This window comes from Cellulomonas dongxiuzhuiae, from assembly GCF_018623035.1.
GTDB lineage: Bacteria > Actinomycetota > Actinomycetes > Actinomycetales > Cellulomonadaceae > Cellulomonas > Cellulomonas dongxiuzhuiae.
In genome coordinates this window covers 3,234,008-3,247,913 of the sequence record NZ_CP076023.1, presented here as the reverse complement: position 1 = coordinate 3,247,913, position 13,906 = coordinate 3,234,008, and the positions used below count along the sequence as shown (strand labels likewise).

Below are 13,906 nucleotides of genomic sequence, written 5' to 3'. Positions count from 1 at the left end.
GCGTCAGCGCGCGAGCGTGGCCAGCGCCTGCGCGAGGTCGTCGCGCAGGTCCTCGACGTCCTCGAGCCCGACCGACAGCCGGACCGTCGACTCGCCGATGCCGACGGTCGCCCGGCCCGCGGGGCCGAGCTTGCGGTGCGTCGTCGTCGCCGGGTGCGTGACGATCGACTTGGCGTCGCCCAGGTTGTTCGAGATGTCGACGACCCGCAGCGCGTCGAGGACGCCGAACGTGGCCGTCTTCGCCGCCTCGGCCGCCGCGTCGCCCGCCACGGCGAGGTCGAACGTGACGACCGTGCCGCCGCCGGTCTGCTGCGCGCGCGCCAGGTCGTGCTGCGGGTGGGACTCGAGGAACGGGTAGCGGACCTGCGCGACCTGCGGCTGCTCCTCGAGCCACCGTGCCAGCGTCAGGGCCGACGCCGCCTGGTGGCGCACCCGCACGCTCAGGGTCTCCAGGCCCTTGAGCAGCACCCACGCGTTGAACGGGGACAGCGAGGGGCCGGTGTTGCGCAGCAGCGTCTGGACGGGCCCGCGCACGTACTGCGACGACCCGAGGATCGCCCCGCCGAGCACCCGGCCCTGGCCGTCGATGTGCTTGGTCGCCGAGTACACGACCACGTCGGCGCCGTGGTCGAGCGGGCGGGAGAACACGGGTGTGGCGAAGACGTTGTCGACGACGACGGTCGCTCCGGCGGCGTGCGCGAGACGGCTCACGTGCGCGATGTCGACCAGGTCCTGCATGGGGTTGGACGGCGTCTCGAAGAACACGACGTCCGCGGGCGTCGCGAGCGCCTGCTCCCACTGCTCGGGCACGTGCCCGTCGACGTAGTCGGTCCGCACGCCCCACTTGGCGAGGATCTCGTCGAAGATCACGACCGACGACCCGAACAGCGCGCGGGCAGCGACGATCCGCGACCCGGAGCGGACGAGCGCCGCGAGCGACGTGAACACCGCAGACATCCCGGTCGCGGTCGCGTAGCAGGCCTCGGCGCCCTCGAGCAGGCGCAGCCGCTCCTCGAAGCTCGTGACGGTGGGGTTGCCGTACCGCGAGTACAGGAAGCGGTCGACGTCACCGGCGAAGCCCGCCTCCGCCTGCGCAGCCGTGGCGTAGGTGTAGCCCTGCGTGAGGAAGACCGCCTCGGACATCTCGCCGAACTCGCTGCGCACGAGGCCGCCGCGCACCGCGAGCGTGTCGGGCCGCAGCGTGCCGCGGTCCAGGCGGTGGTCGTCCCAGTCGCCGGGGCCGGGCGGGGGGGTGCTCACGGCTGGACCCACGGCAGGCCGTCGGCGCGCCAGCCGGTGTGGCCGCGGTGGCCGTCCGGGCCCGTCGCGCCCTCGAAGCCGTCGAGGACGTTGTACGCCGGGCCGTAGCCCGCGGCCGTCGCCGCCTGGGCCGCGCCGATGGAGCGCTGGCCCGACCGGCACAGGAACACGACGGGGCGTCCGTCGCCCGGGGTGACGCCCGTGGCCGCGACCTGGTCGACGAACCGCGGGTTCGGCTGCCCGGACGGGTAGGACACCCACTCGACGAGCGCCGCCTGACGTCCCAGCCGACGCAGGTCGGGCACGCCGACGTAGCGCCACTCGGCGTCGGTGCGCACGTCGACGAGCACGGCGTCGTCGCGCTCGGCGAGCAGGTCCCAGGCCTCGGTCGGCGTGATGTCCCCGGCGTAACCGGGTGCGGGGCGTGGCTGCACGCTCATGGTCCTCCCATCGTCTCTGGCGGTAGCACCCTCGACCACGGTCTCCCGTGCGGGTTGCTGCGGCGTCGTCGAGCCAGATCTCTCGGCCGCTCTGGATGGTCGGGCGAGATGCTACGCCACGCCCGTCACCGCCGGGCAGCGCGTCTCACGCGGGGAACCGCCGTGCGGGTCGGCGCGGACGCGTGCCAGGGTGGTGCGCGATGGATGCCCCCGAGGACCTCGTGCTGCGACCCGTGACCATGGCCGACGTGCCCGCGCTGACGCGCCTGCTGCACGCCGCGTACGCCGACCTCGCGGCCGACGGCCTCAACTTCACCGGGGCGTCCCAGGACGAGGCCACGACCGCCCGCCGGAGCCTGCGGGTGGGTGCCTGCTGGGTGCTGGCCGACCCGGCCGGGGGCCTCGTCGGGACGGTGACCGCGTCCAGCCCGCCGGGCCGCGGGATCAGGTCGCTCACCGGGCTCGCGCTCGAGCCCGACCGCGTGTGGCTCAACCAGCTCGCCGTGCACCCGGACGCGCGCGGGCACGGGCTCGCGACGCGGCTCTGGACGACCGTGCGCACGTGGTCGCTCGAGCGCGGCATGCGGTCCGTGGGGCTGGACACGGCGGTGCCCGCGACCGGGCTGCGTGCCATGTACCGCCGGTGGGGCTTCGTCGACGCCGACACCGTGCAGTGGCCCGGCAAGACCTACCGCAGCGTGGTCATGGTGCGCGATCTCGCCCCACCCCGCCGCACCTGAATGCACAGCATGCGAGACGCACCGTCTCGGATGCTGGGAGGAACGTCGTGTCGGCGTTGACACGCGCACGTCGGGACGCGGATCCTCGACCCAGGTCATGAGCGCCAGCGTCAAGCCCCGGCTCGCTGGCCGGCAACCCTCCTCCGCGGCGGGGTGCCCCGGGTGACGACCTGGCCGCGCGCCGTTCGGTGCCGGCAAGCGCGGGACCTCCTGGGGGTCCCCGGACCGTTCCGGAGGAGCACCATGACGTCCGTCACCGAGCTGTTCGCCTGTGCCGACGAGGTCACGGGCACCTCGACCGCGACCCCGGCCGCGCCCCGCGAGGAGGCACCCCTGCTGGCCGTCGTCGGCGCGTCCACCACCGTGCCGCTCGTCGACGGCACCAGCCGCACCTACGCCAACCTCGACTGCGCCGCGAGCGCGCCGGCGCTCGAGGCCGTCACCGCGCGCATCAGCGAGGTGCTGCCGCTCTACGCGTCCGTGCACCGCGGTGCCGGGTACCTCTCGCAGGTCTCGACGGCGCTGTACGAGACGTCGCGCGACACGATCGCCCGGTTCGTCGGTGCCCGCCCGGACGACGTCGCCGTCATCACGCGCAACACGACCGACTCGCTCAACCTCCTCGCGGGCGTCGTGCCCGCCGGCGGGGCCGTGCTCGTCCTCGACGTCGAGCACCACGCCAACCTGCTGCCGTGGGTGCAGCGCAGCGGCGGGGCGCACGCGGGGACGGGGCGTATCGCCACGATCCTGCCGCTCGAGCCGACCGTCGCCGCGACGCTCGACGCCCTGCGCGCCGAGCTCGCCCGGCGCTCGTACGTGCTGCTCACGCTCACGGGCGCGTCCAACGTGACGGGCGAGGCGCTGCCCCTGGACCGCGTGGTCGAGATCGCCCACGCCGCCGGTGCGCGCGTGGCCGTCGACGGCGCGCAGCTGGTGCCGCACCGCGGCTTCTCGCTCGCGGCGAGCGGCGTGGACTACGTCGCGTTCTCGGGGCACAAGACGTACGCCCCGTTCGGCGCGGGCGCGCTGGTGGGCCGCCGGGACTGGCTCGACACGGGCACGCCGTACCTCGCAGGGGGCGGTGCGGTGCGCGACGTGCGGGCCGACCGGACGGTCTGGCAGCCGGCGCCGGCACGGCACGAGGCCGGGTCGCCCAACGTCCTGGGGGCCATCGCCCTCGCGCAGGCGTGCGACACGCTCGCGGCCCTGCCGGCCGGTGCGCTCGAGGCCCACGAGCAGGCGCTCCGCACGCGCCTGGTCGCCGGGCTCGACGCCCTCGACGGGGTCCGCGTCGCGCGGATCTGGCCGGACTCGGTCGACCCGGTCGGGGTCGTGACGTTCGTCGTGGGCGACCTCAACCCGGGCCTCGTCGCCGCGTACCTGTCCGCCGAGCACGGCATCGGCGTGCGCGACGGGCGGTTCTGCGCCCACCCGCTGCTCGCGCACCTCGGGGCGTCGAACGGCGCCGTGCGGGCGTCCGTCGGGGTCGGCACGACGGCCGAGCACGTCGACCGGCTCCTCGCTGCGCTCGCGGACCTGCTGCGGCGCGGCGCGCAGGCCGAGTACGAGGTCGTCGACGGCTGCTGGTCGGTCGTGGACGACACGCGCCCGCTCATCGAGGTCGCGGGCCTGGACCACCTGGCGGCCACGGCGGCCGCCGCGTGCGGCCCGGCCCTCGACGACTGACCCGGCCCGGCGGTGGTGGAATGGGCCGGTGCTGCACGAACTGACCCTCGAGGGTCATGGTGTCCGGCTGGTCCCGCTCGCGGTCGAGCACGCGGAGGCGCTGGCGCGGTTCGTCGACGACCGCGTGTGGGCCGGCATGACGTCGGCCACGCCGCGCGGTGCGGCCGCGCTGCGCGACGTCGTCTCGACCGCGCTGGCGACGCCCGGCCGGTACGCCTTCGCCGTGATCGTCGACGGCGAGGTCGTGGGGTCGACGTCCTGCTACGACGTCGACCTGACGATGGGGCGCCTGGAGATCGGGCACACCTACTACGACCCCCGCGTGTGGGGCACGCACGTGAACCCCGCGTGCAAGCTGCTGCTCATGTCCCACGCGTACGGGACGTGGGGCGTCGCGCGCGTCGCCTACCGGGTGGAGGCGCGCAACGCGCGGTCGATCGCGGCCGTCACCAAGCTCGGCGCGCGCCCCGAGGGCCGGTTGCGCGGGCACCGCGTCGCGGCGGACGGCACGCGTCAGGACTCGCTGTACTTCTCGGTCCTCGCCGACGAGTGGCCCGACGTCCGGGCCAGGCTCGAGGCGCGCCTGGCCGGGGGTGCGGTGGCCGATGAGCGCACGTCGGTGCTGCTGATCGGCGGGCGGTCGGGGGTCGGCAAGTCGACCGTGGCGGCGGCCGTCCACGACCTGCTCGTCGGGCGCGACGTGCCGCACGCCGTCGTCGAGGGCGACGCGCTCGACCTCGCGCACCCGACGCCCTGGGAGCACGGCGTCGCCGCGGCCAACCTCGCGGACGTGTGGCGCCGGTACCGGTCGCTGGGCCACCGGCGGCTGGTCTACACCAACACGGTGTCGGTCCTGGAGGCCGACGTCCTCGCGGCCGCCGTGGGGGACCAGCCGCACGTGACGTCCGTGCTGCTCACGGCCTCGGACGGCGTCGCGCGCGAGCGGCTGCGGCGGCGCGAGCAGGGCGAGTCCTACGACGCGCACGTGACGCGCTCGGACGCGGCGGCGGGCCGGCTCGAGGCCGCGGCGGGCGACGACGTGCACCGGGTGCCGACCGACGGCCGCACCCCGGGGGAGATCGCCGCGGAGGTCGTGGCGCTCGCGGGGTGGTGAACGGCGCCGAATGCCGTCGTCAGGCGGTCGGCGGCTCGTAGGGCGCGGACGTCGTCCACGCGAGACGCCGGGGCTTGCGGACCTCGAACAGCATGGCGTGCCAGAACCCGTCGGCCGCGTCGTCCTCGACGACCGCACCGTCGGGCAACGTGACCCGGTACCGGGTCAGGCCACCGCCGCGGCCGACCTCGATCCGCCCCTCGACGGCTGCGGCAGCGACGGCCCTCACGGTGTCGACGCTCGAGCTGTTGCGGGGGAGGTCCCAGCCGGGGGACCCACCGATCGACAGGTGCAGACCCTCCGCGCCGTGCCACAGGTCGACTTCCACCGCACCGTCCGCGTGCGGGTAGATGCCGAGCCCCTCGGTCCCCGGGTCGACGGGCTCGGGACCGTCGACCTGGGCGACCTCCCCGTGGCGCGTCCGCCACTCCTCGACGAGCAGGTGGAGGGCCGTCGTGGTGGCGTCTGCCGGGACCGGGCCGTGGGGGCGAGGCATCGCCGCAGCATGGCAGACCGGCGGGTTGCTGCACGGCACGGTGACCCTTGGTGGGGGCGGCGGCGTCAGACGTACGGCGTGCTGGTGCTGTGCCACCGGGTCCGCCAAGGGCCCCGGTCCTCGAGGATCAGACGTCGCCAGATGCTGGTATCGGTCGTGTCGGTCAGGACGGTGCCGTCCGGCAGGGTGACCCGGTAGCACCGGACCCACCAGGCGCCGGTGCCGACCTCGATCTCGCCGGCGATCGCCATGTCGGCGACCGCGCGGACGACGGCGACGCCCTCACGCGTCCGCGGCAGCGTCCAGCCGTCGAGAGCGGCGACCGACACCACGAGGCGGTCGCGCCGGTGCGTCACAGCGACCGAGTACGCGCCGTCGGCGTACGGGTGAAGGGTCGTGCTCTCCGACCCGTCGCCGTCGACGTCGGGACCGTCGACGTCGGCCGCCCCGGCGAGCCGCGTCGCCCACTCCCGCGCGAGCAGACGGAGCGCGGTCGTGACGTCGTCGGCCGGCAGCGGTGTCGGGACGCGTCGCACGCCGGCATCCTCGCACCTGCACGCCCCTGGCGGGCCCCGCCGAGGCCGGCGGGCGTCAGTCGTCGACGACGAGGCCGACGTGCTGTGCGAGCAGGGGTGCGAGGTCCAGCAGCTGGTCGCGCGTGACCTTCGCGCCGCCCAGCCCGCCGACGCCCTCAAGGACCCGCAGCCGTGCGCCGCGCAGGTCGCACTCGACGAGGCGAGCCTGCGTCGTGTCGAGGCGGCGCACGTCGCAGTCGACGACGACGAGCCGCTTGACGCGCGCGTGGCTCAGGTCGAGGTCACCGAGGGTCACGTTCTCCAGCCGCAGCTCCTCGACGCTCGACTCGCGCAGGTCGAGGTAGTCGATCTTGCCGCCGGTCACGGTCACGCGCGTCCACGTCGAGGCGAACGCGGTGAACGCGCCGACGCGCAGGTCGGTGAGCGTCGCGTCGCGCCACGTCGACGACGGTGCCCGCAGGGCGCCCGCGCGCACCGCGGTCCACGACGTGTCGAGGACGCGCGCGCCGTCGAGCACCGTCCCGTCGAGGTCGCAGTCGTCCACCTCGCACTCCAGGATGCGTGCGCGCGACGCGTCCCGGCCGCTCAGGTCGAGCCCCGCGAACCGCATGGCGTCGAGGTCGGCGTCGGGCTCGAGGTCGTAGGCGTCACCGCTCAGCATCCCCCGAGCCTGCCACGCCCCCGACGGGGACCTGCCTCGGCACGTGCGGGGCCGTGCGGGATCGCCCTCCTCACGCCCCGGGGAGGGGTGTGACCGTGCCCGAGAGGTGGAGGCGGCCCGTGCGGGGGTGCCAGACCGCGAACTCGTGGCCGTCGTCGACCGGGGCGACGCGGACGTCCGGCGTCGCGGGCAGCAGCACGGGGGCCGCGAACTCCACCGACCACGTGAACGCGTCGCCCCGCGCGGCGCCCACGTCGGCGAGCGCGCGCGACGCCGTGTACATGCCGTGCGCGATGGCGCGCGGGAACCCGAGCGCTCGTGCCGTGAGCGGTGACAGGTGGATCGGGTTGCGGTCGCCCGACACGGCCGCGTAGCGCCGGCCCACGTCGGCGGGCAGCTCCCAGCGGCCCGTGCGCACGGGCGGCGTGAAGGCCGGCCGCACGGAGTCGTCACGAGCCTCGTCGCGCGCGTCAGCCAGGCGCACGCCCTTCGCGAGGTACGTCGAGACGCCCCGCCACGCGAGGTCCCCGCCCGACGCGACCTCGGTGACCAGGTCGACCTGCGTGCCGGCGCGGTGGGGTCGCAGGTCCCGCGCCCAGGCGCGGACACCGAGCCGGTCGCCGAGCGTCAGCGTCCGGCGCTGCTCGACGCGGTTGGCGACGTGCACCATGCCCAGCAGCGGCAGCGGGAAGTCGGGCCGCACCATGAGCGCCATGGCCACCGGGAACGCGAGCACGTGCACGTACCCGGCGGGCAGCGCGTCCGTCGCGGCCTCGTGCAGCAGGTGCTGGTAGGCGGTCAGGTGGTCGGCCTGCGCGCGGACGTCGTCGACCACGTAGGTGACGTCCGGCAGCGCGCGCCCCGCGGACCGCGCGCCGCCGGTGACGCCGAGCCGGGCGGACGCGACGAGCCCGCGTCCGTACAGGCCGCCGAGGGACGGGACCCGCGGCAGGACGACCTGCGTGGCCGGCGAGGTCACCGGCCCACCATGTTCTGGCCGCACACGCGCAGCGTGCGTCCGACGACGCCACCGGCCGCGGGTGACGCGAGGAACGCGATCGCCTCGGCGACGTCCACGGGCAGACCACCCTGCTGCAGCGAGTTGAGCCGGCGCGCGACCTGCCGCGTGACCGCCGGGATGCGTGCGGTCATCTCGGTCTCGATGAAGCCGGGCGCGACCGCGTTCGCGGTGCCGCCGAACGGCACGAGCAGCGGCGCGGTCGCCCGCACCATGCCGATGACGCCGCCCTTGGACGCCGCGTAGTTGGTCTGGCCGCGGTTGCCCGCGATGCCCGAGGTCGACGCGAGCGACACGATGCGCGGCGCGTCGACGAAGTCCCCGGACGTCAGCAGGGCCTCGTTGATGCGCAGCTGCGACGCGATGTTGACGGCCAGCACCGACGCCCACTTGTCGTCGCTCATGTTGGCGAGCAGCTTGTCGCGCGTGATCCCCGCGTTGTGGACGACGATGTCGAGCCGGCCGTGGCGGCTCCGCGCGTGCTCGAGGATGCGCTCGCCCGCGTCCGGCGCCGTGACGTCGAGCTGCAGGGCCGTGCCGCGCACACGGTTGGCGACCTGCACGAGCTGCTCGCCGGCGGCGGGCACGTCGACGGCCACGACGGTGGCGCCGTCGCGCGCGAGCACGTCGGCGATCGAGGCGCCGATGCCGCGCGCCGCGCCCGTGACGACCGCGACCCTGCCGGCCAGGGGCTTGTCCCAGTCGGTCGGCAGCTCGCCCGCGTCGGAGTCGACCTCGAGCAGCTGCCCGTCGACGAACGCGGAGCGCGCCGAGAGGAAGAACCGCAGCGCCGCGACGACGCTCGGCGCGGTGACGGCCACGTCCTGCGCGACGACGACGCCGTTGCCCGTCGCACCGTTGCGCAGCTCCTTGGCGAGCGACCGCAGGAGGCCGTCGACGCCCTGCCGGGCCGCGGCGACCGCGGGTGCGTCGGAGTCGAGCGCGGGGCGCGAGACCGTGACGACGCGGCCGCCGCGTCGCAGCCCCTTGAGGGTCGACGCGGCCGCGAGCACGGGCGCCATCAGGTCGTCGGGGTGCTCGACGTCCGTCAGGACGAGCACGACCGCGGCGTACCGCACGTCGGGCGACGCGTGCCGGTGCACCTCGAGGTCCCAGCCGTCGAGGACGGCCGGAGCGTCGCCCGTCGGCGTGGCGCCGCCCGCGGGCGACGACAGCAGCGAGGCGAGCGCGTCGGCGTCGGGCCCGGAGCCCAGCACGAGTGCGGGCCCGTCGAGCAGCGGCTGCCCCGGGCGGTGGCGGCGCAGCACGGCGGGCCGGGGCAGGCCGAGCTGCTGCGCGAGCTTCTGGGTGAGCCCGCTGTTGACGAGCTCGAGGTAACGGTCGGTCATCGCGACTCCTGCGTCGTCGGGCGGTGCTGGGCTGCTCTCCCACCGGGAGCGGGGGGAGTGACGGGATTGCTCTCTCGCCCCCTGGGGAGGGGGTGAGAGAGGGGTCAGGCGGCTTCGAGGAGGGCTGTCAGGCCGAGGCCGCCGGCGGCGCAGACCGAGACCAGGGCGCGCACGGGCGCGTCGTTGCCCGCAGCGACCTGCGTGGCGCGGCGCACGTGCAGCTCCTTGGCGATGGTCGCGACGATGCGTCCGCCCGTCGCGGCGAAGGGGTGCCCGGCGGCCAGCGACGACCCGTGCACGTTGAGCCGGTCCGCCTCGACGGTGCCGAACGCGCCGTCCAGGCCCAGGCGCTCGCGGCCGAACTCCTCGGACTCCCAGGCGGCGAGCGTCGTCAGGACGGTGGACGCGAAGGCTTCGTGGATCTCGACGTAGTCGAGGTCGGCCAGGCTCAGGCCGTGCCGGGCGAGCAGGCGCGGGACCGCGAAGACCGGTGCCATGAGCAGCCCGTCGACGCCGTGCACGAAGTCGACGGCGCCGGCCTCGGCGTCGACGACCGCGGCGAGCGGCGTGAGGTCGTGCGCGGCCGCCCACTCGGCCGACCCCAGCAGCACGGTCGACGCACCGTCCGTGAGCGGCGTCGAGTTGCCCGCCGTCATCGTGGCGGGCGCGTCCAGGCCGAGGCCGAACGTGGGGTTGAGCTTCGCGAGCTTCTCCATCGACGTGTCCGCGCGCAGGTTCGCGTCGCGCGTCAGGCCGCGGTACGGCGTGACGAGGTCGTCGAAGAACCCGGAGTCGTACGCGGCGGCGAGCCGCTGGTGGCTGCGCAGCGCGACCTCGTCCTGCGCCTCGCGCGTGATCTGCCACTGCGCGGTCGTCAGGGCCTGGTGCTCACCCATCGACAGGTGGGTGCGCGGCTCGGACGTGCGCGGCGTGGCGGGGGCCAGGTCCTTGGGGCGCAGGCGCGCGATCGCCTTGAGCCGCTGCTGCGGCGTCCGGGCGTGCGAGAGGTCGAGCAGCACGCGCCGCAGCCGGTCGCTGACGGCGATCGGCGCGTCGGACGTCGTGTCGACGCCGCCGGCGATCGCGGACTCGAGCTGGCCGAGGCGGATCTTGTTGGACAGCGAGACGACGGTCTCCAGGCCGGTCGCGCAGGCCTGCTGCACGTCGTACGCGGGCGTCGTGGCGGCCAGCGCCGAGCCGAGCACGGCCTCCCGCGTGAGGTTGAAGTCGCGGCTGTGCTTGAGCACGGCGCCGGCGGCGACCTCGCCGATCGACTCGCCCTGCAGGCCGAAGCGTGCGACGAGCCCGTCGAGGGCGGCGGTGAGCATGTCCTGGTTGCTCGCCTGCGCGTACTTGCCGCCGGCCCGGGCGAACGGGATCCGGTTGCCGCCGAGGACGTACGCGCGGCGCGGTGCGCCGGGCGGCGGGCTCGTTGCGGTGGACGGGGAGGTGCTGGGGGTGCGGGCGGCCATGTGGCGCTCCCTCTCGCATCGACGTCGATGACGGGCTAGCGGACCCCGTGCCCTCCGGAGAGGGACGAACGTCCCGGAATGATGTCCGCAACCCACAGTACCTGATACCTTCGGTTGCGTGAGCCCCGTCACTCCGGGAGCGTCGACGACGACCTCTCCGCACCGCGCACGCGACGACGCGCCCGACCCGCGCGTGGTCCCCGACGTCGCGCCTGCGGGTCCCCGGCCCGCCGCGTCGGACGACGACACGCCGCCCGACGGCCGCTCGACGCGCTGGGCCGACCACCGCGAGGCGCGACGCGCCGAGCTCGTGCGCGTCGCGCGGCGCACCGTCCACCACCGCGGGCCTGACGTGTCGATGGAGGAGATCGCCGCCGCCGCGGGGACCTCCAAGTCGATCGTCTACCGCTACTTCAGCGACAAGACGGGCCTGCAGATCGCGGTCGCCGAGGCCGTCGTCCTGCAGATCAGGGGCGCCCTCGAGGGCGTCCTGCTCGTCGCCCCCACGCCCCGCGACGGCCTGCGCGCCATGGTCGCCGTCTACCTCGAGATGATCGAGTCGTCGCCGCACGTCTACGCGTTCGTGACGCGCGACGGGTCCGTGGAGTCCGGCGGCCCGCTCGGCCACTTCCTCGACTCCGTCACGGCCCTGGTCGCGGCGCCGTTCGCGCGGGGCCTGACCGAGGACCGGGACGGCCCCCGCGCGGCCCGCCGCCCCGGGGCCGACGGCGGCGCCCCCGACGCCCGGACGCCCGACGACCGCCCCGACCCCGCGACGGTCGCGCTCGCGGAGTCGTGGGCCGCCGGGGCCGTCGGATTCGTGCGCGGTGCCGGCGAGTGGTGGCTGGCCCACCGCGGTGAGCCCGGCACACCCGACCGCGAGGCGCTCACGGCGCAGGTCGCGGCCTGGCTGTGGGCCGGACCCGTCGGCCTGCTCGCGCGCGAGCACCCGCGTCCCCCGCAGACCACCCCCGCCCACCCGGCGGACCAGCAGCCCACGGGCGGCGACGGCGCCGCCCCCACCCCCAGGGAGCAGCGATGACGACGACGACCGAACGCCCCAGCACCGGCACGGCGGCCGCCCCGGTGACCCCGCGGGTCGACGTGGCCGCGCTCGAGGAGCTCGTGCTGGGCACCTACGCGCAGCTGCGGCGCGCGTCGCGCGCCATCGTGGCCGACCCCGACTTCCAGAAGATCGAGGGCCTGTCGGTGGCCGAGCACCGTGAGCGCGTCCTCACGCAGCTGCGGCGGCTGGAAGCCGAGCACGACGTGCTGCGGTCCTTCCCGCCCCACCTGGGCGGTGCCGACGACCACGGCGGCTCGCTCGCGCGCTTCGAGGAGCTCGTCGCCGGCGACCCGTCGCTGCAGATCAAGGCGGGCGTGCAGTGGGGGCTGTTCGCGTCCGCGATCCTGCACCTGGGCACGGCGCACCACCACGACACGTTCCTGTCCGACGCCATGCACCTGCAGGTGCCCGGTGCGTTCGCGATGACCGAGGCGGGCCACGGGTCGGACGTGGCGTCGATCGGCACGACGGCCGAGTACGACGCGCAGGCGCAGGAGTTCGTCATCCACACGCCGTTCCGTGCCGCGTGGAAGGACTACCTCGGCAACGCGGCCGTGCACGGCACAGCGGCCGTGGTGTTCGCGCAGCTCGTCACGGCGGCGCCCGGCGGTCCGCGCGTCAACCACGGCGTGCACGCCTTCTACGTCCCGATCCGGGACCCGCAGACCCACGAGTTCCTGCCCGGCGTCGGCGGCGAGGACGACGGCGTCAAGGGCGGCCTCAACGGCATCGACAACGGGCGCCTGCACTTCACCGGGGTCCGCGTGCCGCGCACCAACCTGCTCAACCGGTACGGCGACGTCGCACCCGACGGCACGTACTCCTCGCCCATCAAGAGCCCCGGTCGCCGGTTCTTCACCATGCTCGGCACGCTCGTGCAGGGCCGCGTCTCGCTCGACGGCGCGGCGGCCAACGCCAGCAAGATCGCGCTGGCCATCGCGGTGACCTACGCGAACCAGCGCCGGCAGTTCGCCGGCGGCGCCGGTGACGAGGTCGTCCTGCTGGACTACGGCCAGCACCAGCGCCGCCTGCTGCCGCTGGTCGCCGACGCGTACGCGACGGCGTTCGCGCACGAGGAGCTGCTCGCCGCGTTCGACGAGGTCTTCTCCGGTCGCGGCGACACCCCCGAGCAGCGGGAGGACCTCGAGACGCTCGCGGCCGCGCTCAAGCCGACGTCGACGTGGAACGCGCTGCGCACGCTGCAGGAGTGCCGCGAGGCGTGCGGCGGGGCGGGGTACATGGCCGAGAACAGGCTGACGGGCCTGCACGCGGACCTCGACGTGTACGCGACGTTCGAGGGTGACAACACCGTGCTCTACCAGCTGGTCGCCAAGCGGCTGCTGGGGGACTACGCCAAGTCGCTGTCCGCCGTGCAGAGCGACCGCAGCGACCTCGCGCGGTTCGTCGTCGACCGGGTGACCGACGCGGCGCTGCACCGCACGCCGCTGGTGCGTGCCGTCCAGACGCTCGGCGACCGGGGGGACGCGCGCCGGTCCGTCGGGCAGCTGCGCGACACCGACACGCAGCGTGACCTGCTGACGGACCGTGTCGAGACGATGGTCGCGCACGCCGCCCAGGCGCTCGCGCCGGCCCGCAAGATGAGCCCCGAGAAGGCCGCCGAGCTGTTCAACGCCCACCAGCACGACCTCATCGAGGCCGCGCGTGCGCACGCCGAGCGCGTGCAGTGGGAGGCGTTCACGCGGGCCGTCGAGCGCGTCGAGGACGCCGGGACCCGGCAGGTCCTGACGTGGGTGCGCGACCTGTTCGGCCTGACGCTCGTCGAGCGCAACCTCGCCTGGTACCTCGTCAACGGGCGGCTGTCGGCGGGTCGCGCGCGCGCCGTGACGTCGTACATCGAGCGCCTGCTGGTGCGGCTGCGCCCGCACGCGCAGGACCTCGTCGACGCCTTCGGGTACGGGCCCGAGCACCTGCGCGCGCCGATCGCCTCGGGCCAGGAGCAGCAGCGGCAGGACGAGGCCCGTGCGTACTACCGCGCGCAGCGTGCGTCGGGTGACGCGCCGATCCCGGAGAAGCACGTCACGCGGTGACCGCGCACCGGCGGCGGTGG

The 13,906-nt window shown here is 75.2% G+C and carries 13 protein-coding genes and 2 riboswitches; of the genes, 5 read left to right on the top strand and 8 right to left on the bottom strand.

Annotation, left to right across the window (positions count from 1 at the left end):
- Positions 1-3 precede the first annotated feature (3 nt).
- Both KKR89_RS14695 and KKR89_RS14690 read right to left on the bottom strand, forming a co-directional pair.
- Positions 4-1,260 (bottom strand): O-succinylhomoserine sulfhydrylase, encoded by a 1,257-nt coding sequence (locus KKR89_RS14695; protein WP_208196090.1) that lies wholly within the window; start codon positions 1,258-1,260, stop codon positions 4-6.
- Complete coding sequence (locus KKR89_RS14690) at positions 1,257-1,700, bottom strand: rhodanese-like domain-containing protein (protein ID WP_208196089.1); 444 nt, start codon at positions 1,698-1,700, stop codon at positions 1,257-1,259. Before KKR89_RS14690 ends, KKR89_RS14695 begins: the two co-directional genes overlap by 4 nt.
- Positions 1,701-1,704: 4 nt before the next feature.
- A riboswitch (SAM riboswitch) is annotated at positions 1,705-1,802 on the bottom strand.
- Between the two features lie 98 nt (positions 1,803-1,900).
- Here KKR89_RS14690 and KKR89_RS14685 point away from each other — a divergent pair.
- From KKR89_RS14685 to KKR89_RS18595, 3 genes are all read left to right on the top strand, one after another.
- The gene (locus KKR89_RS14685; protein WP_208196088.1) at positions 1,901-2,440 is read left to right on the top strand and encodes a GNAT family N-acetyltransferase; all 540 of its coding nucleotides are present in this window, start codon (positions 1,901-1,903) and stop codon (positions 2,438-2,440) included.
- A 93-nt stretch (positions 2,441-2,533) separates the two neighbouring features.
- Positions 2,534-2,647: riboswitch (SAM riboswitch) on the top strand.
- A gap of 36 nt (positions 2,648-2,683) precedes the next feature.
- Positions 2,684-4,126, top strand: a complete 1,443-nt coding sequence (locus KKR89_RS14680; RefSeq protein ID WP_208196087.1) for an aminotransferase class V-fold PLP-dependent enzyme — start codon at positions 2,684-2,686, stop codon at positions 4,124-4,126.
- A gap of 28 nt (positions 4,127-4,154) precedes the next feature.
- Positions 4,155-5,240, top strand: a complete 1,086-nt coding sequence (locus tag KKR89_RS18595) for a GNAT family N-acetyltransferase (RefSeq protein ID WP_307802218.1) — start codon at positions 4,155-4,157, stop codon at positions 5,238-5,240.
- A gap of 19 nt (positions 5,241-5,259) precedes the next feature.
- Here KKR89_RS18595 and KKR89_RS14665 read toward each other — a convergent pair whose 3' ends face one another.
- The 6 genes from KKR89_RS14665 to KKR89_RS14640 form a co-directional block, all read right to left on the bottom strand.
- Positions 5,260-5,736: a hypothetical protein gene (locus KKR89_RS14665; RefSeq protein WP_208196086.1), complete on the bottom strand. Its 477-nt coding sequence runs from the start codon at positions 5,734-5,736 to the stop codon at positions 5,260-5,262.
- Positions 5,737-5,801: 65 nt separating this feature from the next.
- Positions 5,802-6,272 carry a hypothetical protein gene (locus tag KKR89_RS14660; protein WP_208196085.1) on the bottom strand — a complete coding sequence of 157 codons (471 nt, stop codon included), beginning with the start codon at positions 6,270-6,272 and terminating at the stop codon, positions 5,802-5,804.
- A 55-nt stretch (positions 6,273-6,327) separates the two neighbouring features.
- On the bottom strand, positions 6,328-6,933 hold the full coding sequence (locus KKR89_RS14655) for a pentapeptide repeat-containing protein (protein WP_208196084.1): 606 nt from the start codon (positions 6,931-6,933) through the stop codon (positions 6,328-6,330).
- Between the two features lie 70 nt (positions 6,934-7,003).
- Complete coding sequence (locus KKR89_RS14650; protein WP_208196083.1) at positions 7,004-7,912, bottom strand: MaoC/PaaZ C-terminal domain-containing protein; 909 nt, start codon at positions 7,910-7,912, stop codon at positions 7,004-7,006.
- Complete coding sequence (locus KKR89_RS14645; RefSeq protein ID WP_208196082.1) at positions 7,909-9,300, bottom strand: 3-oxoacyl-ACP reductase; 1,392 nt, start codon at positions 9,298-9,300, stop codon at positions 7,909-7,911. The genes KKR89_RS14650 and KKR89_RS14645 overlap by 4 nt, the downstream gene beginning before the upstream one ends.
- 104 nt (positions 9,301-9,404) lie before the next feature.
- The gene (locus tag KKR89_RS14640; protein WP_208196081.1) at positions 9,405-10,772 is read right to left on the bottom strand and encodes an acetyl-CoA C-acetyltransferase; all 1,368 of its coding nucleotides are present in this window, start codon (positions 10,770-10,772) and stop codon (positions 9,405-9,407) included.
- Positions 10,773-10,890: 118 nt separating this feature from the next.
- On the opposite strand from KKR89_RS14640, the gene KKR89_RS14635 reads away from it, so the two are divergent.
- Positions 10,891-11,814 (top strand): TetR/AcrR family transcriptional regulator, encoded by a 924-nt coding sequence (locus tag KKR89_RS14635; protein WP_208196080.1) that lies wholly within the window; start codon positions 10,891-10,893, stop codon positions 11,812-11,814.
- On the top strand, positions 11,811-13,886 hold the full coding sequence (locus KKR89_RS14630; protein WP_208196079.1) for an acyl-CoA dehydrogenase family protein: 2,076 nt from the start codon (positions 11,811-11,813) through the stop codon (positions 13,884-13,886). The genes KKR89_RS14635 and KKR89_RS14630 overlap by 4 nt, the downstream gene beginning before the upstream one ends.
- Positions 13,887-13,906: the final 20 nt, after the last annotated feature.

What these genes read in the sequence shown, in the direction of transcription:
- KKR89_RS14690 (WP_208196089.1), bottom strand. Translation starts at nt 1,700, where the DNA reads ATGAGCGTGCAGCCACGCCCCGCACCCGGTTACGCCGGGGACATCACG.
- KKR89_RS14685 (WP_208196088.1), top strand. Translation starts at nt 1,901, where the DNA reads ATGGATGCCCCCGAGGACCTCGTGCTGCGACCCGTGACCATGGCCGAC.
- KKR89_RS14680 (WP_208196087.1), top strand. Translation starts at nt 2,684, where the DNA reads ATGACGTCCGTCACCGAGCTGTTCGCCTGTGCCGACGAGGTCACGGGC.
- KKR89_RS14665 (WP_208196086.1), bottom strand. Translation starts at nt 5,736, where the DNA reads ATGCCTCGCCCCCACGGCCCGGTCCCGGCAGACGCCACCACGACGGCC.
- KKR89_RS14655 (WP_208196084.1), bottom strand. Translation starts at nt 6,933, where the DNA reads ATGCTGAGCGGTGACGCCTACGACCTCGAGCCCGACGCCGACCTCGAC.
- KKR89_RS14645 (WP_208196082.1), bottom strand. Translation starts at nt 9,300, where the DNA reads ATGACCGACCGTTACCTCGAGCTCGTCAACAGCGGGCTCACCCAGAAG.
- KKR89_RS14640 (WP_208196081.1), bottom strand. Translation starts at nt 10,772, where the DNA reads ATGGCCGCCCGCACCCCCAGCACCTCCCCGTCCACCGCAACGAGCCCG.
- KKR89_RS14630 (WP_208196079.1), top strand. Translation starts at nt 11,811, where the DNA reads ATGACGACGACGACCGAACGCCCCAGCACCGGCACGGCGGCCGCCCCG.